Source organism: Arcticibacter eurypsychrophilus (assembly GCF_001730525.1).
In the GTDB taxonomy this organism is placed as follows: domain Bacteria; phylum Bacteroidota; class Bacteroidia; order Sphingobacteriales; family Sphingobacteriaceae; genus Arcticibacter; species Arcticibacter eurypsychrophilus.
Genome location: NZ_MDFN01000001.1, coordinates 237,224 through 258,040, shown reverse-complemented (window position 1 = coordinate 258,040; position 20,817 = coordinate 237,224). Strand labels below are relative to the sequence as shown.

Below are 20,817 nucleotides of genomic sequence, written 5' to 3'. Positions count from 1 at the left end.
GTGGTTTAACCTTGTTAGTAGTTTATTTATGTAATTTGTAACCATGATCTCTTTATTAGCCCCGCTTGTAATTTGCGCCCAATAGAATTTTAAAATTGTACAAATGTCAAAACAAAACGTCAGTATCTATATATCTTTAATCAATAATAAAACCTTTTAGCACTTGGAAACTTAATAATTAATAGTACTTTAACCACATAATTAAAAAGCCAATTATAATTATGAAAAAAGTTCTTTTTTTCGCTTGCTATCTGCTTATACAAAACAACAGTATTGCACAAGTCACTGTTAATAATCTTTTAATAGAAAATTTGAAAGATCCTATGAGTATTGATTCGCCTGAGCCTCGTTTTAGCTGGCAGCTGATCGAAACTAACAAGCAAAACGTCTTTCAGCAAGCATACGAAATTCAGGTCAACACAACGGCTCTTACTGATCAGAACGAATCTGTGTTTTGGTCAAGTGGCAAGGTAAAATCTGATCAGTCCGTATATGTTCCTTACAAAGGAAAGGCCTTAGCATCTGGGCATAGTTATTATTGGCGGGTTAGAGTCTGGGATAATTATGGTAAAGTGTCTGATTGGAGTCCACAATCTTTTTGGAAGATGGGACTTTCATTAACAGACTGGAAAGCAAAATGGATTGGCCCTGAACATAAGGAGGCTGTTTATACTCCAGCGCCTTTACTCCGAACAAGTTTCGTTTTAAACAAAACCATTAAGGAAGCTACGGCTTATATCACTGCGCATGGATTTTATGAAGCAGAAATAAATGGGCATAAAGTAGGCGATGCATACCTAACACCAGGATGGACCAGTTATAATAAAAGATTGCAATATCAGGCTTACAATGTAAGGGAACTCTTAACTGATGGTAAAAATGCAATAGGAGTTACACTAGGAAGCGGATGGTACAGGAGTCCTTTAGGCCCCGATAATCCAAAGCCTCATTTTTACGGCAATGATTTAGGGCTCCTATTGCAGATACGAATACTTTATACCGATGGATCTGAGCAGCTTATTGTTTCTGATGAAAACTGGAAGTCGTCAACAGGAGCTTTGAGATCAGGAGAAATCTACAACGGATCTGTAGTTGATGCCCGCCTGGAACAGAAAGGGTGGTCTACAGCATCTTTCAACGACCAAAAATGGAGCGGTGTAAATGTACAATCATTTCCTAAAAATAACCTGATAGCAACGTACAATGAACCCGTTACCAAGCACGAAGTCTTTAAACCCATTAAAGTCATCTTAACCCCAAGCGGTGAAAAAGTTTTAGACTTTGGACAAAATCTTGTTGGCTGGGTAAAGGTTGAACTTCAGGGACACGATGGCGATTCAATAAAAATTTCACACGCAGAAGTGCTGGATAAAGCTGGCAACTTCTATACCGCGAACTTACGTTCAGCGAAAGCTCAAAACACCTATATTTTAAAAGGGAAAAACAAACAGACTTTTGAACCCCAGTTCAGCTGGCAGGGTTTCCGCTATGTGAAAGTAGAGGGTATTACAGGAGAACTTAATCCGGCTGATTTTACAGCAATAGCCATCTATTCCGACATGAAGGTTATGGGAACATTCTCTTGTTCCAATCCCTTGCTTAACCAGTTGCAACATAATATTGTATGGGGACAAAAAGGAAATTTCTTAGACGTACCTACAGATTGTCCGCAAAGGGATGAACGCTTGGGATGGACAGGAGATGCTCAGGTATTTTCCCGTACAGCATCGTTTAATATGGATGTTCATAATTTTTTCAGTAAATGGCTCAAAGACGTAGCTGCAGATCAGTATCCGGATGGTAGCATTCCATACATAGTGCCGGATATATTTACGGATGGACATAATCAGGTAGGAGGCAGTGCAGGTTGGGGTGATGTTGCAACCGTTATACCATGGAATATGTACCTTGTTTATGGAGATAAACGAATCCTGGAAGAGCAGTATTCAAGTATGAAAGCTTGGGTTGACTATATACAAAAACAGTCCAAGAATGACCTTTGGAGTTCCGGTAATCATTTTGGCGATTGGCTATTTTACAGCGTAAATAATGACAATGATGGTAGCTCGGCTATTACCAGTAAATTCCTGATTGCGCAGTGTTTTTATGCTTACTCCACTCAACTTCTTATTAATACGACAAAAGTGTTAGGCAATAAAGCGGATGAACAGTACTATTCCACCTTACTAACCAAAATTAAAACCGCTTTTGTTAAAGAGTATGTAACTCCAAATGGATTGATTTCATCTGACACGCAAACTGCTTATATATTAGCTTTGGAGTTTGACATGCTGCCTGAAACGTTAAGTCCACAAGCTGCTGAACGTCTTGCTAAAAACATAGATCGTTATAGAAATCATTTGACTACAGGTTTTCTAGGTACTCCTTATTTATGTAAGGTTCTAAGCCGGTTTGGCTACGCTGATTTAGCTTATAAGTTATTGTTGCAGGAGACTTATCCATCGTGGTTATATCCGGTTAAGTTAGGAGCCACTACTATCTGGGAAAGATGGGACGGCATTAAAACGGATGGAAGCTTTGAAGAACCCTCCATGAATTCCTATAATCACTATGCCTATGGTGCAATTGGTGATTGGATGTACCGGGTTATTGCTGGAATTGATACCAAACAAGATGGTGTCGGATACAAGAATATCATTATTAAACCTACAATAGGAGGAGGGCTAACTTTTGCTAATGCGGATTACAATACAAATTACGGCACTATAAAATCACATTGGAAAGTTGAGGCCGGGGTAGTACAGATGGATATTCAAATACCAGTCAATTCATCAGCAACCGTTTATATCCCTTCCATGAAAGATGGTGAGGTTACTATAAATGGAAAAAAACTGCTAATAGATAAAACGGATAAAACTGAATCAGTAATGGACGGATATCGTATTGTAAAAGTAGGATCAGGGAAGTACAATTTTACAAGTCAATTGTGAAAATTATCTTTTGATAGCAAAGCAAGGTGTTTTGCCATTCAAAGATATGATTAAGGTTTAAGCCTAATTGTTTCATATGATTGCTATAAGGTCAAATGTGTAAGTAGCACCTGAACCTGTTAAGTTCTGCAACAACATATCAATAAGAAGCCGTGGCAGAACGAAGGTTCGAACTGTTCACGGCTTGTACTCAAAATTTTATTAACAGCATACTAATCTTGGTGATTTGAGACTATCGAATCTTTAAGATTTTAACAATTCTGTAATAAAGTAATCAAGCTTTTATTGTAGAAAAGGTTGATTATTATTAAATCATTATATCTATTGTGGTTCAGTAACGGTGCTCATTTGTAAAGTAGCAGCAGTTTGTGCCAGCAATCTTCCATTTATAGAAGCGCCAGTTTTTAAATGAATTCCTGTTTTACCCAAAATAACACCTTCAAAGTGACTTGTTGTTCCAAAAGTAACGGCATCAGATACCTGCCAGATAATATTTTTTGCTTGTGCACCTCCGCTTAGAGTTACTCTAACACCAGAACTTACATTTAAAGTGCCAGCAACCTGAAAAATCCATATATCGTTTGGACCACCTGCAATAGCTATATCAGTTGGGATTTTTACAGAACTTGTCCATTTATAAAGACCAGGTGTTAGAGTTTTGCCTCCAATAGTTCCTGCACCTAAATTTAAGAAGTCTGGGTTGATACGACCTGCAGCATTTGTATAGGCAGTTTGCATATCGCCAATGGCAGCAGTTAACATGGTTGCACTTGTAGTTTTGCATGCAGGACCTGCAGCATCAACAGAAAATACGTTTCCGGTTACTTCTCCACAGCTAACTACCATTGCTGCACCTGTAATAGGGCTTGTTCCAATGTCGCCAGTAATAGTAGACTTATAGACGCTGGTTATACCAGTTTTAGACAAAATGGCGAAGTTACCTGCAACCCCTAAATCCACTCCCTTTATTGCAACTAAATTGGAAGTTATTCTTTCTGAGATATTGCTTTGAGCGGAAGTCAATATAGTATCAGTAGCGTTGTCCTGCTCTTTTTGACAACCTCCTATGCTAATAAACAACAACATTGCAATGACTGGTATAAATAAATTACGTTTCATATTACTAAACTAGGTGACAACATTATCACACCACAAAAATGCATGCTTAAACAGTAATAACTGTTGCATAATTATGACAATAAGTTGCGTAATTCCCACATTTAGCAATAAGGGTTTAAGCGCTTTACATTCTTTCCATGTACCAGTTTAATTCTTTTTCCATTTTTTTAAACTGTTGAACCTTATCAATTGTCTTTTGTAAGCGAAAAAATGCCGTTTCACTTTTAACTATATAATCGAACGCCTTATGATGCATACAGTTCACGGCCACTTCTATTTTGTCTTGAGAAGAAAGCATGATAACCGTAATGCCTTCATTGTAAGCTTTTATCTTATCAAGTGTTTCTATGCCATTCATTGCGTTTTTTTGAATGCCATCAAGATGATAATCCAAAATGATAAGATCAGGGTTGAGCGATAAATTTTCTACACAGAGCTCACCGGTAATGTATGTTACTATTTCAAATTCAGCATCTTGAAGGAAGTCTATCTCCAGGGACTTTAAAAAGAAAGTGTCGTCATCTACTAAAAAAATTTTTATTTTATGCTTAGTTTCCATTAATCATTGTTTTTAACGTAGTAATTATGCTCAATATTTAGTTCCTTGCAAGCTTGTAAACATACGTTTTCAAGCTGTAAAACTAAGTTGCTGATCTGTAAAGTGTTAGATATCTCATTCCCTTCCGCTTTCGTACAGGCAGACAAATGTGCACATTCCTGAAGTTCCTTTGCAAGCTCTTCATAATTCTTATCCATCCCCATAATGGAGAATGACGGGATCAATTTATGTACAGCAGATTTTAATAAGTTCCAGTCCTTATCCTTTAATCCTTCATTTATAGTGGCAATTAAAATGGGGGTTTGCTCCAGATATATAGAAATCATTTCAACAATTAATTTCGAATTAGATCTGGTTCGTTTAACTAAATAACTAAGATCTATGCATTTTACTGATTTAGTATGCTCAATAGTAGGGAACCTGAATGGCTCTCCAACAGCGGAAATCTCCTCCATGCCACTTAAATTCAACGTTGGTTTCTTCACAAACTCAATTATCTTACTATACAGTAGTTGTTCGTCAACTGGCTTAGCAATATAATCATTCATGCCAACAGCTTTACATTTTGCTAAATCAACTGTTGTTACATCCGCGGTCAACGCGATGATAGGAATTGTGAAATTTATTTTGTTACGGATGTATTCAGTAGCTTCAAATCCGTTCATTACCGGCATTTGCAGATCCATTAAAACAATATCGTAAGGTTTGGCAGATCCACTAAAGTTCTGTTCTGCTAATTTTTCAATAGCAACTTTTCCATTAGGTGCAATGTCGCTTTCAAATCCAAAATCATCCAGGAAGGTTTTCATCAGTAACTGATTAAGAGCAATATCTTCTACAACCAGTATCTTAATATCTTTAAATTTAGTATCCAGTTCCACTATTCCAATTTTTAATTCTGCTTCTACTTTAGTTTTTTGAAATCTTAAAATGAAACTAAATGTTGAACCTTTATCAATTTTACTTTCTACACTAATTGTTCCACCTTGTTGTTCAACTAGTTGTTTAACTATGGCAAGTCCTAAGCCGGTTCCGCCAAATAACCTCGAGGTGTTACTGGATGCCTGCTGAAAATTTTCAAATATGCGGTCGAGTTTATTGTTCTCTATTCCGATGCCGGTATCGGTTACTGCAAATTTAATATTAACACTATCAGAATCTTCATCTGCCATCCTGGAAACACTCACTGTTATCAAGCCGTCTGTTGTAAATTTTACTGCATTGCTTACTAAATTTAAGATGATCTGGTGTAACCTGATCGGATCACCCACTAACACATCTGGAATATTGCTATCGTATTCTTTAACTAATTCTATATTCTTCTCCTGGATTCTTGTTTCAAAAAGATGAAGCATAGATGATATGGATGCCGCCATTTTAAAAGGTGTTTTCTCAAATGACATTTTTCCGGCTTCTATTTTTGCAAGGTCGAGTATATCATTTATCAATACAATTAATGCATCACCACTGATTTTTATGGCTGTTAAATATTCTTTTTGTTTGATAGATAAATCTGTTTTAAGAACCACCTTTGTAAATCCAATTATTGCATTCATTGGCGTACGGATTTCGTGACTCATATTAGACAAAAACTGTTGTTTCGATTTTACGGCCTCTTCCGCTATTCCCGTTGCACTTTCTGCTTTTCTTTTTGCTTTCTCGGCAATCCCTGTTGCCAGCTCTGCAAACACTTTAGCCTCGGTTAATTCAGTAGCAATTCTTTTTTGCTCCGTAACATCCCTGGCAACAATAACCACCCCCAGTACCTGTCCTTTATCATCTCTATAAACAGAACCGTTGAAAAGTACGTCTGTTAATTTGCCATCTTTGTGGCGTAACGTAAGCGGGAAATCAGCTACAGATCCTATTGCGAATACTTCCTGATAAACCTCACGCGCTTTTTGAGGCTTTGTGAAATAATCGAAGAAGTCAGTGCCTGTTAATTTTTCGCGTGTTATACCTGTAATATTTACAGTTGCCTGGTTCATATCTGTAATCTTACCTTCAGTGCTGATGGTAACCAAAGGATCAAGACTGGCTTCTATTAAACTCAAAGAATATTGAGACGCCAGCTTCGCAGAATAGCTAAAAGCTTCGAGCTCTTTATTTGCAATCTCTCTCTTTTCTTTTTCTTTATTTTGAAAAGCAAGTTCTATATCAGCGATAACTAATTCTGCTGCCCGTTTTTCTTTTTCACCTGTTTGAAACAAAAGCTCCTTATTGGCTATGAATAACTCTGCTGCCCGCTTTTCCTTTTCATCATTTTGAAATACCAGTTCTTTGTTGGCAATAATCAATTCAGCTGCTCGTTTTTCCTTTTCTTCATTTTGGAATACCAGTTCTTTGTTGGCAATACTTAATTCAGCTGCTCTTTTTTCTTTTTCGTTATTCTGAAATACCAGTTCTTTATTGGCAATGATTAGTTCCGCAGCTCTTTTTTCTTTTTCGCCATTTTGGAATACCAGTTCTTTGTTGGCAATGATGAGCTCTGCAGCCCGCTTTTCTCTTTCCCCGGTTTGAAACAAAAGTTCTTTATTGGCAATGATCAGTTCAGCCGCCCGCTTTTCTTTTTCATCATTTTGAAATACCAGTTCTTTGTTGGCAATAATTAATTCAGCTGCCCGCTTTTCTTTTTCATCATTTTGGAATACCAGTTCTTTATTGGCTATGATTAGTTCAGCCGCCCGTTTTTCTTTTTCATCGTTCTGAAATATAAGTTCTTTGTTGGCAATGCCTAATTCAGCCGCCCGTTTTTCTTTTTCATCATTTTGAAATATGAGTTCTTCATTGGCAATGTTCAGCTCAGCTGCCCGCTTTTCTTTTTCTTCATCCTGATAGGCCAACTCTAAATTAGCAATAATCAGCTCAGCTGCCCGCTTTTCCTTTTCCTCATCCTGAAAAGCGAGTTCAATAATAGCTATATCCAGCTCAGCAGCTCGTTTTCCCTTTTCTTCATCTTGAAAAGCAAGTTCTATATTCGCAATGATCAATTCATCTGCACGCTTTTCCTTTTCCTCATCCTGAAAAGCGAGCTCCTTGTTGGCGATACCTAATTCAGCTGCCCGTTTCTCTTTTTCTTCATCCTGAAAAACTAGTTCTTTATTCGCAATTCCTAACTCCGCCGCCCGTTTACTCTTCTCTTTTTTCTGAAAAGCAACTTCTTTACGTGCAATAACCAACTCAGCAGCTAACTTTTCCTTTTCTTCTTTTTGAAAGGCAAGTTCCTTCCTGGCAATTAATAATGCGCCTTCTTCCGATGATTTAATTTTTACCATTTTCTGTTTGAACAATTGCTATTCTATATAATGTAAGAGCTTAATGAGGGTAATTGATTGATTTAAAAGTACTGTCAATTCTGACGGAATTTTGAGGTTTTTGAACTAGATCTATCAATCTGTTAAATCAGTTGCAGGCAGCTCGTCTGAAATAATTGACGATTGTGATCCCAGGTATCCAATTTCTTCAATGGGACTTCTTCTTCTATCCTTCAATTGTTTAAAATGAGAGGGTGATAATCCTGTTACTTTTTTAAATTGGTTTGATAAATGCGCTACACTTTTATAATTCATTTTCCAGGCAATCTCAGTGATATTCAATTCATCATAAATGATGAGCTCTTTTATCCGTTCAATTTTATGCGAAATGATAAATTGCTCAATGGTAGTGCCTTGTATCTCCGAAAATAAATTTGCCAGGTAGGTATAGTCGTGATTCAATTTGCCACTTAAATAATCAGAAAAAGTCATGTTAATCAACCCATCTGTATGAACCATGTCAACAATCGTGTTTTTAATTTTTTCAATTAAAACCGATCTTTTGTTATCCAATAGTTCGAGTCCAGACTGAAGCAAAGCGATTTTTACCTGCTCTAACTGCTCGCCTCTGATGTTTTCCATAATTTCCACTTCTCCTAATTCTACTATTATAAAATGAAGACCAAGCTTTTTTAATTCTTGTTTGACAATCATTTTACAGCGAACCGAAACCATGTTCTTGATGTGTAGTTTCATTTTTTATTAAATGGTAGTTTTTTAAATTATGGAAATTCAGTCAATACTACTTAATTCTTGGAAGGATTATACAATCTAATTGCCTCATTTGAAGGAAATACGTATTTGTACGGCTTATATTTATAAAATAGCTTGCTTTTAAGATGTGTTTGACTACCAGTACGCTTGGTAATTTCTTTGGATTAATACGTAAAATATTCATTAATTTTATTTCTAATCTTAGACATATGGCAACAAAGAAAACTATAGAATTCTATTTTATGATTATTAGGTGTGTATACGTGTAGCTGCGGTTAACTGTTCAATATAACATAAAAAAATCAATAATATGAAGAGCAATAAAAAAGAGTTGACATTAGAACAGAGTGAAGTACTACTCAGCGTATTGAAAGTCCGTTTTGAGAAACACATAAACCGCCATAAAGAGCTTGAATGGTCTAAAGTACAAGCAAAGCTGTTAGCAAATACTGAAAAACTGTGGGCAGTTAACGAAATGGAAATAACTGATGGGGAACCTGATGTTATTGGACATGATAAAAAGACGGACGAATATATTTTTTATGATTGTTCAGCGGAAAGTCCTAAGGGTCGTAGAAGCGTTTGCTACGACCGTAAAGCACTGGAGTCGAGGAAAGAATTTAAACCGGCAAATAACGCTATTGACATGGCCGCTTCCATAGGTATTGAGCTCTTAACAGAAGAACAATATCGGGATTTACAGAAATTGGGAAATTTTGACACTAAAACATCAAGCTGGATTATGACACCTACTATGATTAGAAACCTTGGTGGTGCCATCTTTGCCGATTATCGTTATGGCACTGTCTTCGTGTATCACAATGGTGCAGAATCATATTATGCCGGCAGAGGGTTCCGTGGCTCACTAAGGGTTTAAACAAAAAAAATGCCCTCTAAGTTGGCTTAGAGAGCATTTGTACTGAAGGCGGGAATCGAACCCGCACTCGCTTTAAGGCGAACAGGATTTTAAGTCCTGCGTGTCTACCAGTTCCACCACTTCAGCAGGTTTAAAAACCTTTTAAAATAAATCCCTTCTCGGTAGAGGAAGGGATTGGAGCGAAAGACGAGATTCGAACTCGCGACCCCGACCTTGGCAAGGTCGTGCTCTACCAACTGAGCTACTTTCGCATTGTTATTGTTTGGTATTTATCAAAACGTCGATCCGTTTTGATGTTGCAAATATAGATAGAAAAGTAGTTTTGTCAAGAGAAAATGTAATTATTTTTTAACTTTATAGTAATGCACTGAATTCCAGAGCATCAAAAATGATATCGCTTTCATATCCCCGCATTAAACCGTATTGAATCAGCTTATGCTTCCTTTTATATGGGTCAGACTCCTTCACTTGCTCCGCTTTTTTACTCATAATATGGCAGAGCGAGTTGAAATAATCTTCCGCATCAATCTTCCTGAGCGCATACACAATAAGTTTGTCTGATACCTTTTTACTCTTCAATCCCATCTTGATCTTGATCCTTCCCCAGTGATTGATCCTGAATTTCCCTAGCGTGTAGGCAATCGCGAAACGCTCTTCGTTCAAAAAGTTAGTTTGTATCAGCTCCGAAATAACTTCCTCGACTTCATTGCTCCTTAAACCGTATTCGTATAACTTATTACGCACTTCTTGTTGCGAACGTTCCTGATAGGCACAATAGTGCTCTGCCTTAGCTTGTGCCGCCTTTTTATCAAGAACTTTATTTATAGGCTTTTCTAAATTCATAACAGAACGCTATTTAGTAATTTTATCACTCAAATCGCAAAAAAATACGGAAATTCGTCCGCAAATGTATCACATAGCTTATTCTCTTGAAGAAATAAAACAAGTTATTCAAGCAGAGGGAATTACCCCCCATCCTGAATACAGCATCCGCACCCTGGCTTACGACAGCAGGAAGTTGGTAGATGAAAAATACGCACTTTTTTTCGCGTTAAGTGGGCGAAGAAACGGAGATCTATACATAAAGGAAGCGTACCAGGAAGGCATTCGGAATTTTGTAGTACAAAAAAACTATACCGGAGTTTCTGAGTTTCCCGATGCCAATTTCTTATTAGTGGAAGATACCCTGAAGGCATTGCAGGACTTGGTTTCCAAACACCGCAAAAATTTCAGCTATCCCGTTATCGCAATCACCGGCAGCAACGGTAAAACCATAGTGAAGGAATGGCTCTACCAGTTACTGGGTCATGAAAAAAATATAATCCGCAGTCCCAAAAGTTACAACTCTCAAATCGGCGTTCCCCTTTCCGTATGGAATATGAATGAGAAAAATAACATGGGAATCTTTGAAGCTGGGATCTCACGAAAAGGGGAGATGTCTGCTCTGAAAAGCATTATCCGTCCCAATATAGGTGTTTTGACCAATATAGGTCAAGCCCACAATGAAGGATTTATCTCCAGGGATGAAAAAATAGCCGAAAAGCTGATTCTTTTTAAGGGTGTGGATCTTTTCGTGTATTCGCCTAAATATCTCTATAATTATAAAGGAACTATTCCCGGTAAAAAGAAATTTACCTGGGCATTCAATCAACCTGCAGATCTGAATGTCATCCGCCAATATGATGGATATGAGAACTACACCGTCCTAACTGCCATTTTTAAGGGAAAGAGTATGAAAACTATGCTTCCTTTTAAAGATGCTGCCTCAGTAGAAAATGCGGTTTGCTGTTGGGCGTTACTGCTTGCACTTAAATACGATGGGGATGATGTGACGATCTGGATTCAAGAGCTCCATGCCGTAAGGATGCGCATGGAGCTTAAAACAGGAATCAACAACTGCTCGATAATCGATGATTCCTATAGTTTGGACCTCTCTTCTCTTGCTATTGCGCTCGATTTTTTAAATCAGCAAAATCAACACCCTAAAAAAACCCTGATTCTTTCTGATATTCCTGAAGCGGGGATGTCGCCTAAAATACTATATAAACAAATAGCCGAACTACTGGAAAGTAAATCTGTAGATCGCTTAATTGGTGTAGGTCCCGAAATATCTTCTTATGCCAAACTCTTCTCTATAGAAAAAACATTTTTCCCTGATACAGCTACGTTAATCAGCCAGATTCATACCATTCGTATAACCGATGAAACTATTTTGCTTAAAGGTGCAAGAAAGTTTGAATTCGAACTGATCAGCAAAATTCTTACCCAAAAGGTTCATGAAACGGTTTTAGAGATCAACCTCAATGCACTTGAAAATAATCTCAATCACTACAAATCGCATCTGAAACCCGGCGTAAAATTGATGGCCATGGTAAAGGCTTTTTCTTATGGAAGCGGAAGTTTTGAAATTGCAAACGTGCTCCAGTTTAACCGGGTTGATTATTTAGCTGTTGCCTATACAGATGAAGGAATCTCGCTTAGAGAAGCGGGTGTAACATTACCTATCATGGTGATGAATCCTGACTTGCTTGGTTTTGAAATGATGATTGAAGATAACCTGGAACCCGAAATCTACAGTTTGCGTGTCCTGAATGATTTTATTGTAGCGCTTAAAAAGACTGAGAAGAAGCGTTATCCCATCCATATTAAGTTAGATACAGGTATGCACCGTCTTGGCTTTTCTACGGTAGAGATTGGTCCCATGTTAAAAATCATTGCTAAAAATCCCTTGATTGTAGTTAAAAGTGCATTTTCTCATCTTACCAGCAGTGAAGATCCATTGTCTGACGACCTCACTCATGAACAGATTAACTTGTTCACTTCCATCACTAATGTTATGGAAAAGACCCTGGGCTATCCCATTATTAAACACATAGCGAATACCTCAGCTATTAGCCGTTTTCCTGAAGCACAGTTCGATATGGTTCGCCTGGGCATTGGATTGTATGGTATTGATGGTACTTATCCGGCGCATAAATCACCACTGGAAACAGTGGCCAAGCTCAAAACCTGCATTTCCCAAATCAGGGAACTGAAGAACGGAGATACCGTAGGATATAATCGAAAGGGAGTGATGACGCATGACGGCCGGGTAGCAACCGTGAAAATCGGATATGCAGATGGGTATAACAGACAATTGGGCAATGGCACAGGCAAAATGCTGGTTAATGGCTTTTTAGTTCCTACTATCGGAAATATCTGTATGGATATGTGTATGCTCGACATTACAGGTGTTCCTGCTGAAGAAGGGGATGATGTGCTCGTATTTGACGAACATCATACTGTTAATGATATTGCCGATCAATTAAAAACCATCCCTTATGAGGTTTTAACAAGCATTTCTCAACGTGTAAAACGTATATATTATTATGAGTAACCAAATATAGATTCCGATTTTGTAATTTATTTCACTTCCTTTACGTCATACCCAAGATGAACAAGATATTCAGCGCATTAATTAATTATTTTATTAAAGGCATAATTGTGGTCGTTCCAATAGGAGTGGCCATTTTTCTTGTGTACTGGATTGTATCAACCCTCGACCAATCTTTAAATCTGAGTGGCGTAATTTGGGTAGATGCTAAAACCGGCAAACCAATGTATATTCCCGGTTTGGGGATCCTGACGGTACTCGTCATCATCTTATTTGCAGGAATTGTGGTTACTAACTTGATTACGGAACCGATCAAACATTGGTTTAACAGATGGTTCAACCGGGTTCCCTTGTTCAATATCCTGTATTCTTCAGTTAAAGATCTAACCGAAGCTTTTGTAGGGGATGAAAAGAAATTTCATGAACCTGTTATTGTTGAGATTAATGATTTCGGTCTGAAACAAATTGGCTTTGTCACTAAAAAAGATCTTTCAAAACTTAACCTGGAAGGTAATGTGGCCGTTTATTTCCCTTTTTCTTATTCGTTCGCCGGACAGTTGGCTATTGTTAAAGCTGAAAATGTAAAACCTTTACAAATGAGCGCTAGTGATGCCATGAAGTTTATCGTTTCTGGCGGTGTCAGTGGTGTAGATTAATCTATTCTAAACTCTAATGCCATATACAAAACCTTTTAAACTACTCAACGACAGGAGTATCCCCTTTTTAAGGGAAAATCTAAAACTGATTTCACAGTTTATTCTGACGCTTTTTTTTATTGGAATTGGAATCTGGTTCATTAAAAATGAGCGGGCAGAAATTTCTCAGGTTAAAGACGTCATGTCGGCTGCCTCCATAGAGTGGATTATTCCGGGGATTATACTAACCGTCGTCTACCTGCTCTTACAGGGAATGATGTACGTGGCTTCATTTAAATCTGTAGGAACTGAAATACCACTCCGCATTGGCCTGATTTTATTTCTTAAACGTAATTTTATAAGTGTTTTCCTTCCTGCCGGAGGCATATCTTCATTAGCCTTTTTTACCGGTGATATCGAAGAAAGAGGAGTTAATAAGTCGCAAATTCATTTTGCTTCTTCCATATATGGTTTTGTAGGTATCTTATCAGTTATTCTGGTTGCTCTACCGGTCTTTGTCATTGCTTTCCTAAATAGTACAGTAGGTGCTGGCGAGTGGTTTGCCTTAGCCTCTATTATTGGGTTGGTCAGCTTGCTGGTCTACGTGTACCACTCGATCAAAAGTCGGGGTTTCATTTACCACAGCATTCAGCGATATTTTCCTGCCGCTACTTTTTTCGTGGATGGGCTAATCAATAACAAGCTGGAAAGTAAAGGCTTTATGTTAACGGTTCTTTATAGCTCCATCATTGAAGTGGTCGGTATTGCTCATATCTATATCGCCATGCTGGCCTTAAACCTGAATCCTTCCTTGCTTACCTCCTCCATGGCCTATATTATCTCGGTCATCTTTTTGATCATATCTCCTTTTTTAAGGGGATTAGGAGCAATAGAGGTGTCCATGGCTTTCGTGATTACCCGTTTTGGGTTCTCCGAAGTTGAAGCGATTGCCGTTACCTTTTTATATCGCTTTTTTGAGTTCTGGCTGCCCATGATTGCCGGTGCTTTTAGCTTTTTGCTGAAAATTAATAAACTGCTGATGCGGGTGCTGCCTGCGTTTCTGTTGTTTGTACTCGGTCTGATCAATATTATTTCCGTTCTCACACCTTCAATTGCCGTTCGTGTTGAATTTCTAAAAGGAATAATGGCACCTGAAGTCATTTCTTTATCCAACTATTTTGTACTTGCTGCTGGTTTATTTTTGCTCATCACGGCTGCTTTTATGCTCAAGGGACTGCGCTCTGCATGGTATCTGGCACTCACGCTGAGTCTGATTTCTTTTATAGGAAACTTGGCAAAGGCTGTTGATTATGAAGAGTCGACTATCGCTTTGGTGGTCACCGTCATCTTGTTTGTTTCCCGAAAGGAATACTACGTACGCATCAATCCCCGATTGCGAAACATTGGCATTCAAACGACTTTATTCAGCATTGGGGCTGTCATTATTTATGGCATACTGGGGTTTTATCTTCTGGATAAACGACATTTTGATCTCGACTTTAGTTTAATTCAGTCTATCCGTTATACGCTCGAAAATTATTTCTTAATTGTTGATGGGAGTCTGGTGGCACAAAGCCAATTTGGTCGTAATTTTCTCTATTCCATTAATATCAGTGGGGTGTTATCCATTGCATTTTTACTCTACACGCTCATCCGACCCTATGTTTCGAAGGAAGAGCCTTCTAAAGAGGAATTGGATAAGGCGGAAAACTTGCTTGAAAAATATGGTCATTCTGCCCTCGATTATTTTAAAACTTACTTCGATAAGCTGATCTTTCACTCGGGAGATGAAAGCTTTATTTCTTACCGTGTGATTGGAAATTACGCCGTAGTGCTCGAAGATCCTGTTGCCCCCGATGATGAAAGCATAAAACAATGTATCAAAGCATTTGATCAGTATGGCTATGAAAATGGTCTTAAGCCCATCTATTACCGCGTATCGGAACAAAGTATGCCGATTTATAAGGAATTAGGCAAAAAAGCACTTTTCCTTGGGCAGGAGGGAGTAGTAGATTTGGACGTTTTTTCTTTAGCCGGCGGCACTAAAAAGTCTATGCGCAACGCATTGAAAAAAGTAAGCGACAAGGGATTTAAAGCCACCGTTCATACGCCTCCTTTAAAAGACGGATTGCTGCAAAAATTAAAGGCGGTATCCGATGAATGGCTACAGGACACCAAGCGCTCTGAAATTATCTTCTCCCAAGGGATGTTTATTTGGGAAGAAATTAAAAACCAGGTCGTCATCACTGTAGAGAACGAAGAAGAGAAAGTGGTCGCTTTCCTAAATATTATTCCCGACTTTGTAAAAGGGGAGGCTACCTACGATCTGATGCGTAAATCATCAGATGCGCCAAATGGAATCATGGACTTTGTCCTTATAGAACTTTTTAATTACCTGAAAGAGAATGATTACCATGCTGTAAATCTTGGCTTTGCGCCTTTGGCTGGACTGGATGAGGCAAGAACATTTCCTGAAAAGTCAATGAAATTTGCTTACGAACGCATTAGAACATTTTCCCATTATAAAGGTTTAAGAGAGTATAAAGATAAGTTTGAACCATCATGGTCCAACAAATATCTGATATACGATAATGATTATGATCTCTTTCAAATTCCTTCTATTCTCAATAAAGTAATCAAACCATGACTTTCAATCGTTTAATAGTCCTGATTCTCATATTATCTTCCTCTGTATTGCTCAAGGCTGCCGATTTACCCTTAAAGGTTATTCCTGCAACCCATACGAATGCTAAATTGCCCATGGTATTCTTCATTTCAGGCGATGGAGGATGGAATAGTTTCTCCCAGAAACTCGCTGAAACCTTTGCTGCGAAAGGCTATCCTGTAGTCGCTTTAGATGCGAAGAAATACTTTTGGGATGAAAAATCACCGGATCAAACTACCCTTGAGATTTCTGAAGTGATTAATCGCTATATGAGATTATGGAAAAAAGACACTTTTTTGCTCACTGGCTTTTCTTTTGGTGGCAGCATCGTTCCTTTCGTGGCCCGCAGACTTCCTGAAAATCTAAAGGCTTCCCTTACTGGTTTAAGTATGATCTCTGCTGAGCCAAGAGCCGATTTTGAAGTGAGTGTCTCCGGTATGTTGAATATGAAGGCATCCGGTAAATACGATGTATTGGCCGAACTGAAAAAAATTAAATCCATGAAAGCGTTATGCTTTTTTGGAACACTGGAAAATGCAGGTATAACAAAAGAATTTAGGAATGCAGGCAACCGTGTAGTGACCTTAAAAGGGAATCATTACTACAACAATGATCAACTTTTATTGGCAAACACTATAATTAATGATATCAATTGATTGATATCGACCTGCTGTTTATTTCTTTCTGATGCCTTCTATACTTTGTGCCAGGCGAAACAGATTGCTTTTTGTACCGATGTTAAAGGCCAATGTCTGTAGATTATGCGTCTCTATTCGTTTCGTGTTTTGCATGTAACTTAACTCAGCAAAAAACTTAAATCGACGTTTCCCATAGTCAATTCCTGTATTTAATTTAACTATCCCAGAGAAAGAACTTTTGTTTCTGAAGTTGATGTTTCCTGCTGCTTCATCTATTGAAGCTCTGGGTTCATTTACCAGTCCTCCTCCTATTCCAGCTGATCCAAAAATACTCAATTGTTTGATGCTTTTAATATATCCATAAGAAAGCGTGGCCATGTAGAACCTGGCATTTGCATTTTTGGTATTGTAGCCATCCGTCGGGAATTTTTGATCATACTTATAGTTTAAGTAATCGAGAGCCGGAAAAATAAAGTTTTTTCTATTCTTACTGAGAATCTGATACCCGATTGAAGATGAAAACCGAGGTCTTAAGATCTCTGATACACCGCCAACAGGGAAGGCCATCCCCAAACCCTTTATACTAAAAATGCGCTCTTTTGATAAGATGACCTGACTTTTAAGTAATAATGAATCCACACTTTGTGCCCGGCTGGCAGTAGTAAAAAAAAACAAAATGAGGGTTGTAAAGAATAGATAGATTTTATTCATAGATCACAAGCTTATATAGACCAAATTTTAACAGATGTTAAGTGTATAAGTTTGAATGTTGAAATAATCTTTTCCAATATTAGCCAAATTCATCAAGTGTAGCTTCGATAATGAGCAGACACTCTTCCATCTGTTTGGCATCAATAACAAGTGGAGGGCCAAATCGTATGATATGGCCATGTGTAGGTTTAGCTAATAATCCTTTGTTTTTTAATAGAATACAGAAATCCCAGGCAGTATGTCCATTTTTTTGTGATTTAATTTCAACTGCGTTCATTAATCCCTTTCCGCGTACTTCAGAGATGATATCGGGAAACTTGTCCTTCAGTTCCTTCATCCTGTTTATAAAGAGAAGTCCCATTTTGGCGGCATTTTCTGCTAAGTTTTCCTCTTTGATTACTGATAAAGCAGCCATAGATACCGCACAGGCCAGTGCATTTCCTCCAAAAGTAGAGCCATGCTCGCCCGGTTTTATTACCAGCATAATCGCATCATCGGCAAGCACCGCTGACACAGGAAGCACTCCTCCTGAGAGTGCTTTGCCCAAAATAAGAACGTCCGGACGAACATGTTCGAAATCACAGGCCAGCATTTTACCTGTTCGCGCAATTCCGGTCTGTATTTCATCGGCAACGAAAAGAACATTGTGGCTCTTACATAATGCCCAGGCTTGTGTCAGGTAACCTTCATCCGGAATCTTTATCCCAGCCTCTCCCTGAATGGGCTCTACAAGAAAGGCGCATACATTTGGATTACTTAATGCCTCTTCCAGTGCTGCAAGGTTATTGTATGGAATAGGAATATAACCCGGTGTAAAAGGTCCGAAGTTGGTCGTGGAATCCGGATCGGATGAAAATGAGATGATACCTGTAGTACGTCCGTGGAAATTCTCCTGACATACAATAATCTGCGCCTGATCATCGGAAATTCCCTTTTTTACATAACCCCATTTCCGGCTTAATTTTAAAGCTGTCTCCACTGCTTCAGCCCCTGAATTCATCATCAGCACCTTCTCATAGCCGAAAAAATCACATATAAACTTTTCACATTGTCCTAATTTTACACTATAAAAGGCACGCGAAGTCAGCGTAAGTACCTGAGCCTGTTCAATAAGCGCCTTGATAATCGTAGGGTGGCAGTGCCCTTGGTTCACCGCACTGTAGGCAGACAGAAAATCAAAGTATTTGTTGCCTTCAGGATCCCACACGAATACCCCTTTCCCTTTTGCCAGTACAACCGGCAGTGGATGGTAATTATGGGCTCCGTATTGGTTTTCTAAATCGATTGCTTCCTGACTGGTTATCATATATTTCAAATGTATTACTAAAGAAAGATGGGTTAAATTAAACAATATATCACAAAAACAGGTAATAGTATATAACACTTTAATTTTTACAAATAATTTTTAAGATCAATTTTTACATGAAGAAGAAAATATTAGTGATCGAGGATGATATAGATATTCAAGATATACTGACACTTCTCCTAACGGAGGAGGGGTATGAAGTGGTGTCGTCACGCGATGGGAAAATTGTGGAAGAGATCAAAGCCATTATGCCTGATCTTGTGCTATGTGACATTTGGGTTCCTACTGTAAAGGGAAGTGAAATTTGCAAGATTATAAAGAGTGACGAAGCAACCAAACATATTCCTTTTATCCTCATTTCGACTTCTATAAAGCTTTCAAATCTTGCTTTTGAATGTGGCGCAGATGATTATATCCAAAAACCATTTCACATTAAAGAGGTGACAACCCTACTTAAAGCCTATATTTGATCTATGAATCATCTTATTGCTCCCTCTGTTTTAGCCGCAGATTTCGCTAATCTCCAGCGTGATATTGAGTTAATTAATAATTCTGAAGCAGATTGGTTTCATGTGGATATTATGGATGGTGTATTTGTTCCTAATATTTCATTTGGCTTTCCTGTTGTAGAGGCTATCGCAAGGTATGCTAGAAAACCTCTTGATGTGCATTTAATGATCACAGATCCGGATCGTTACCTTGAGCCGTTTAAGAACGCTGGTGCCACGAATATAACCGTTCATTATGAAGCATGTACCCATTTGCACCGCACCATAGATGCTATAAAAAAAATGGGTTGTACTGCCGGTGTAGCCTTAAATCCGCATACGCCCATCTCTTTATTGGAAGATATTATTGAAGATGTAGACATGGTACTCGTGATGTCTGTTAATCCAGGTTTTGGAGGCCAAAAATTTATTAATCACACGTATCAAAAACTTCATACCCTGAAAGCTTTGGCTGCTGGAAGGAATGATTCTTTGTATATTGAAGTGGATGGAGGGGTAAACTTAACCAACGCGACTTCTCTTGTAAAGGCTGGTGCGAATGTGCTTGTAGCCGGAAATTTTGTTTTTTCTTCAGATAATCCAATGCGAACAATCAATTCTCTTAAAGAATTAGATCCGTTCAGTAATCTGATCTAAGTAAATTACCTGGCTAAGATTTGATTACAAGCAACGTATTGATTATTGCGCACTTGACATCCACCTTCTCCGCACCTTCTCCGCTCGATGCAACCCAATCTGCGAGTCAATTCTGTAAAAGGTGCAAATTAGTTAATCTAAAAGTCATATTAACATTGCACTTCAATGATACTGTAAGAGCAAACACGTTGCCCATTTGCAATAGTATGTTCTTGTTTGATCTGCACACTTTCTCCCAAAACCTGTTGCAGAATGCGCGTGTCTGAATGGCAAAATCCGGAGCAGGCACTGGATGCAGCACCTATGGGACAATGGTTCTCCAGTAGGGTATATACGTGTTCAGACTCTTTAATACATTCCGCCATATACCCCTCAGTAGACCGCATTGCAGTGTATGCTTTGAGGATATTTTCAAGGCCCTGATAGTCCTTTAAGACCTCCATATAGCGCTTAACGGCCTGTTTTTCACGGGTAACTAATACCACTTCCAAGGCGGCCTCACCCAGCTCATCTTTAATGGCATTAAGCAGTTCTACACTAAGCTCCGCATGGTTGTTTGGAAAATACGTATTGCCATGTTCGGTAAGTTCATATATTTGCATGGGTCTTCCTACACCGTTAGAAATGGAGGTCGCTTTTAAGAGTCCCTCTTCTGTCAGTTTGATTAGTTGCTGACGTGCGCCTTCGCCCGTCATACCTAATTCAACGGCAATAGTTTTGGCACTAAGAGGCCCTCTCGTTTTAAGAAGCTGTAAGAACCTGTTTGGTCGCATAATTATTTTTCCAAGGATTTACTTGTTTAATACAAAA

16 protein-coding genes and 2 tRNA genes are annotated in these 20,817 nt (G+C 38.4%); 8 read left to right on the top strand and 10 right to left on the bottom strand.

Translation table 11 applies throughout. The features are described 5' to 3' along the window. Positions 1-221 precede the first annotated feature (221 nt). A complete protein-coding gene (locus BFL47_RS01125; RefSeq protein ID WP_069657945.1) occupies positions 222-2,951 on the top strand; it encodes an alpha-L-rhamnosidase in 2,730 nt (909 codons plus the stop codon). 321 nt (positions 2,952-3,272) lie between these two features. Here the strand turns inward: BFL47_RS01125 and BFL47_RS01120 are convergent, their stop codons facing one another. From BFL47_RS01120 to BFL47_RS01105, 4 genes are all read right to left on the bottom strand, one after another. Beyond that, on the bottom strand, positions 3,273-4,070 hold the full coding sequence (locus tag BFL47_RS01120) for an ice-binding protein (RefSeq protein ID WP_069657944.1): 798 nt from the start codon (positions 4,068-4,070) through the stop codon (positions 3,273-3,275). Between the two features lie 124 nt (positions 4,071-4,194). Continuing rightward, positions 4,195-4,629, bottom strand: a complete 435-nt coding sequence (locus tag BFL47_RS01115; RefSeq protein WP_069657943.1) for a response regulator — start codon at positions 4,627-4,629, stop codon at positions 4,195-4,197. Next, positions 4,629-7,904, bottom strand: coding sequence for an ATP-binding protein (locus BFL47_RS01110; protein ID WP_069657942.1), 3,276 nt, complete (start codon positions 7,902-7,904; stop codon positions 4,629-4,631). Before BFL47_RS01110 ends, BFL47_RS01115 begins: the two co-directional genes overlap by 1 nt. A 114-nt stretch (positions 7,905-8,018) precedes the next feature. Then, positions 8,019-8,639 carry a helix-turn-helix domain-containing protein gene (locus BFL47_RS01105; RefSeq protein WP_083256921.1) on the bottom strand — a complete coding sequence of 207 codons (621 nt, stop codon included), beginning with the start codon at positions 8,637-8,639 and terminating at the stop codon, positions 8,019-8,021. A gap of 328 nt (positions 8,640-8,967) precedes the next feature. On the opposite strand from BFL47_RS01105, the gene BFL47_RS01100 reads away from it, so the two are divergent. Next, positions 8,968-9,534: a DUF4256 domain-containing protein gene (locus tag BFL47_RS01100; protein ID WP_069657940.1), complete on the top strand. Its 567-nt coding sequence runs from the start codon at positions 8,968-8,970 to the stop codon at positions 9,532-9,534. Positions 9,535-9,574: 40 nt separating this feature from the next. Here the strand turns inward: BFL47_RS01100 and BFL47_RS01095 are convergent. The 3 genes from BFL47_RS01095 to BFL47_RS01085 all read right to left on the bottom strand — a co-directional run bounded on the left by BFL47_RS01095 (position 9,575) and on the right by BFL47_RS01085 (position 10,377). Further along, positions 9,575-9,660, bottom strand: a tRNA-Leu gene (locus BFL47_RS01095). A 49-nt stretch (positions 9,661-9,709) separates the two neighbouring features. After that, a tRNA-Gly gene (locus tag BFL47_RS01090) sits at positions 9,710-9,785 on the bottom strand. Positions 9,786-9,888: 103 nt separating this feature from the next. Beyond that, the gene (locus BFL47_RS01085; protein WP_069657939.1) at positions 9,889-10,377 is read right to left on the bottom strand and encodes a regulatory protein RecX; all 489 of its coding nucleotides are present in this window, start codon (positions 10,375-10,377) and stop codon (positions 9,889-9,891) included. 64 nt (positions 10,378-10,441) lie between these two features. Here BFL47_RS01085 and BFL47_RS01080 point away from each other — a divergent pair, with 64 nt between their 5' ends. Genes BFL47_RS01080 through BFL47_RS01065 form a run of 4 tightly spaced genes read left to right on the top strand, consistent with a single transcriptional unit; the run spans position 10,442 to position 16,863 of the window. Beyond that, positions 10,442-12,910: a bifunctional UDP-N-acetylmuramoyl-tripeptide:D-alanyl-D-alanine ligase/alanine racemase gene (locus BFL47_RS01080; protein ID WP_069657938.1), complete on the top strand. Its 2,469-nt coding sequence runs from the start codon at positions 10,442-10,444 to the stop codon at positions 12,908-12,910. A 56-nt stretch (positions 12,911-12,966) separates the two neighbouring features. Beyond that, positions 12,967-13,563 (top strand): DUF502 domain-containing protein, encoded by a 597-nt coding sequence (locus tag BFL47_RS01075; RefSeq protein ID WP_069657937.1) that lies wholly within the window; start codon positions 12,967-12,969, stop codon positions 13,561-13,563. Positions 13,564-13,579: 16 nt separating this feature from the next. Beyond that, positions 13,580-16,189, top strand: coding sequence for a bifunctional lysylphosphatidylglycerol flippase/synthetase MprF (gene mprF, locus BFL47_RS01070; RefSeq protein ID WP_069657936.1), 2,610 nt, complete (start codon positions 13,580-13,582; stop codon positions 16,187-16,189). Then, on the top strand, positions 16,186-16,863 hold the full coding sequence (locus BFL47_RS01065; protein WP_069657935.1) for an alpha/beta fold hydrolase: 678 nt from the start codon (positions 16,186-16,188) through the stop codon (positions 16,861-16,863). The genes mprF and BFL47_RS01065 overlap by 4 nt, the downstream gene beginning before the upstream one ends. A gap of 18 nt (positions 16,864-16,881) precedes the next feature. On the opposite strand, the gene BFL47_RS01060 is transcribed toward BFL47_RS01065, so the two are convergent. Together BFL47_RS01060 and rocD are read right to left on the bottom strand one after the other, a co-directional pair. Beyond that, positions 16,882-17,556, bottom strand: a complete 675-nt coding sequence (locus BFL47_RS01060) for a hypothetical protein (RefSeq protein ID WP_069657934.1) — start codon at positions 17,554-17,556, stop codon at positions 16,882-16,884. Between the two features lie 79 nt (positions 17,557-17,635). Then, positions 17,636-18,862, bottom strand: coding sequence for an ornithine--oxo-acid transaminase (gene rocD, locus BFL47_RS01055; protein WP_069657933.1), 1,227 nt, complete (start codon positions 18,860-18,862; stop codon positions 17,636-17,638). A gap of 116 nt (positions 18,863-18,978) precedes the next feature. On the opposite strand from rocD, the gene BFL47_RS01050 reads away from it, so the two are divergent. Together BFL47_RS01050 and rpe are read left to right on the top strand one after the other, a co-directional pair. Continuing rightward, the gene (locus tag BFL47_RS01050) at positions 18,979-19,332 is read left to right on the top strand and encodes a response regulator (protein WP_069657932.1); all 354 of its coding nucleotides are present in this window, start codon (positions 18,979-18,981) and stop codon (positions 19,330-19,332) included. A 3-nt stretch (positions 19,333-19,335) separates the two neighbouring features. Continuing rightward, positions 19,336-20,007: a ribulose-phosphate 3-epimerase gene (rpe, locus tag BFL47_RS01045; RefSeq protein ID WP_069657931.1), complete on the top strand. Its 672-nt coding sequence runs from the start codon at positions 19,336-19,338 to the stop codon at positions 20,005-20,007. 149 nt (positions 20,008-20,156) lie between these two features. Here rpe and BFL47_RS01040 read toward each other — a convergent pair whose 3' ends face one another. After that, positions 20,157-20,780, bottom strand: coding sequence for a helix-turn-helix transcriptional regulator (locus BFL47_RS01040; RefSeq protein WP_069657930.1), 624 nt, complete (start codon positions 20,778-20,780; stop codon positions 20,157-20,159). Positions 20,781-20,817: the final 37 nt, after the last annotated feature.

What these genes read in the sequence shown, in the direction of transcription:
- BFL47_RS01110 (WP_069657942.1), bottom strand. Translation starts at nt 7,904, where the DNA reads ATGGTAAAAATTAAATCATCGGAAGAAGGCGCATTATTAATTGCCAGG.
- rpe (WP_069657931.1), top strand. Translation starts at nt 19,336, where the DNA reads ATGAATCATCTTATTGCTCCCTCTGTTTTAGCCGCAGATTTCGCTAAT.
- BFL47_RS01080 (WP_069657938.1), top strand. Translation starts at nt 10,442, where the DNA reads ATGTATCACATAGCTTATTCTCTTGAAGAAATAAAACAAGTTATTCAA.
- BFL47_RS01065 (WP_069657935.1), top strand. Translation starts at nt 16,186, where the DNA reads ATGACTTTCAATCGTTTAATAGTCCTGATTCTCATATTATCTTCCTCT.
- BFL47_RS01120 (WP_069657944.1), bottom strand. Translation starts at nt 4,070, where the DNA reads ATGAAACGTAATTTATTTATACCAGTCATTGCAATGTTGTTGTTTATT.
- BFL47_RS01050 (WP_069657932.1), top strand. Translation starts at nt 18,979, where the DNA reads ATGAAGAAGAAAATATTAGTGATCGAGGATGATATAGATATTCAAGAT.
- rocD (WP_069657933.1), bottom strand. Translation starts at nt 18,862, where the DNA reads ATGATAACCAGTCAGGAAGCAATCGATTTAGAAAACCAATACGGAGCC.
- BFL47_RS01040 (WP_069657930.1), bottom strand. Translation starts at nt 20,780, where the DNA reads ATGCGACCAAACAGGTTCTTACAGCTTCTTAAAACGAGAGGGCCTCTT.
- BFL47_RS01075 (WP_069657937.1), top strand. Translation starts at nt 12,967, where the DNA reads ATGAACAAGATATTCAGCGCATTAATTAATTATTTTATTAAAGGCATA.
- mprF (WP_069657936.1), top strand. Translation starts at nt 13,580, where the DNA reads ATGCCATATACAAAACCTTTTAAACTACTCAACGACAGGAGTATCCCC.
- BFL47_RS01125 (WP_069657945.1), top strand. Translation starts at nt 222, where the DNA reads ATGAAAAAAGTTCTTTTTTTCGCTTGCTATCTGCTTATACAAAACAAC.
- BFL47_RS01100 (WP_069657940.1), top strand. Translation starts at nt 8,968, where the DNA reads ATGAAGAGCAATAAAAAAGAGTTGACATTAGAACAGAGTGAAGTACTA.
- BFL47_RS01115 (WP_069657943.1), bottom strand. Translation starts at nt 4,629, where the DNA reads ATGGAAACTAAGCATAAAATAAAAATTTTTTTAGTAGATGACGACACT.
- BFL47_RS01060 (WP_069657934.1), bottom strand. Translation starts at nt 17,556, where the DNA reads ATGAATAAAATCTATCTATTCTTTACAACCCTCATTTTGTTTTTTTTT.
- BFL47_RS01105 (WP_083256921.1), bottom strand. Translation starts at nt 8,639, where the DNA reads ATGAAACTACACATCAAGAACATGGTTTCGGTTCGCTGTAAAATGATT.
- BFL47_RS01085 (WP_069657939.1), bottom strand. Translation starts at nt 10,377, where the DNA reads ATGAATTTAGAAAAGCCTATAAATAAAGTTCTTGATAAAAAGGCGGCA.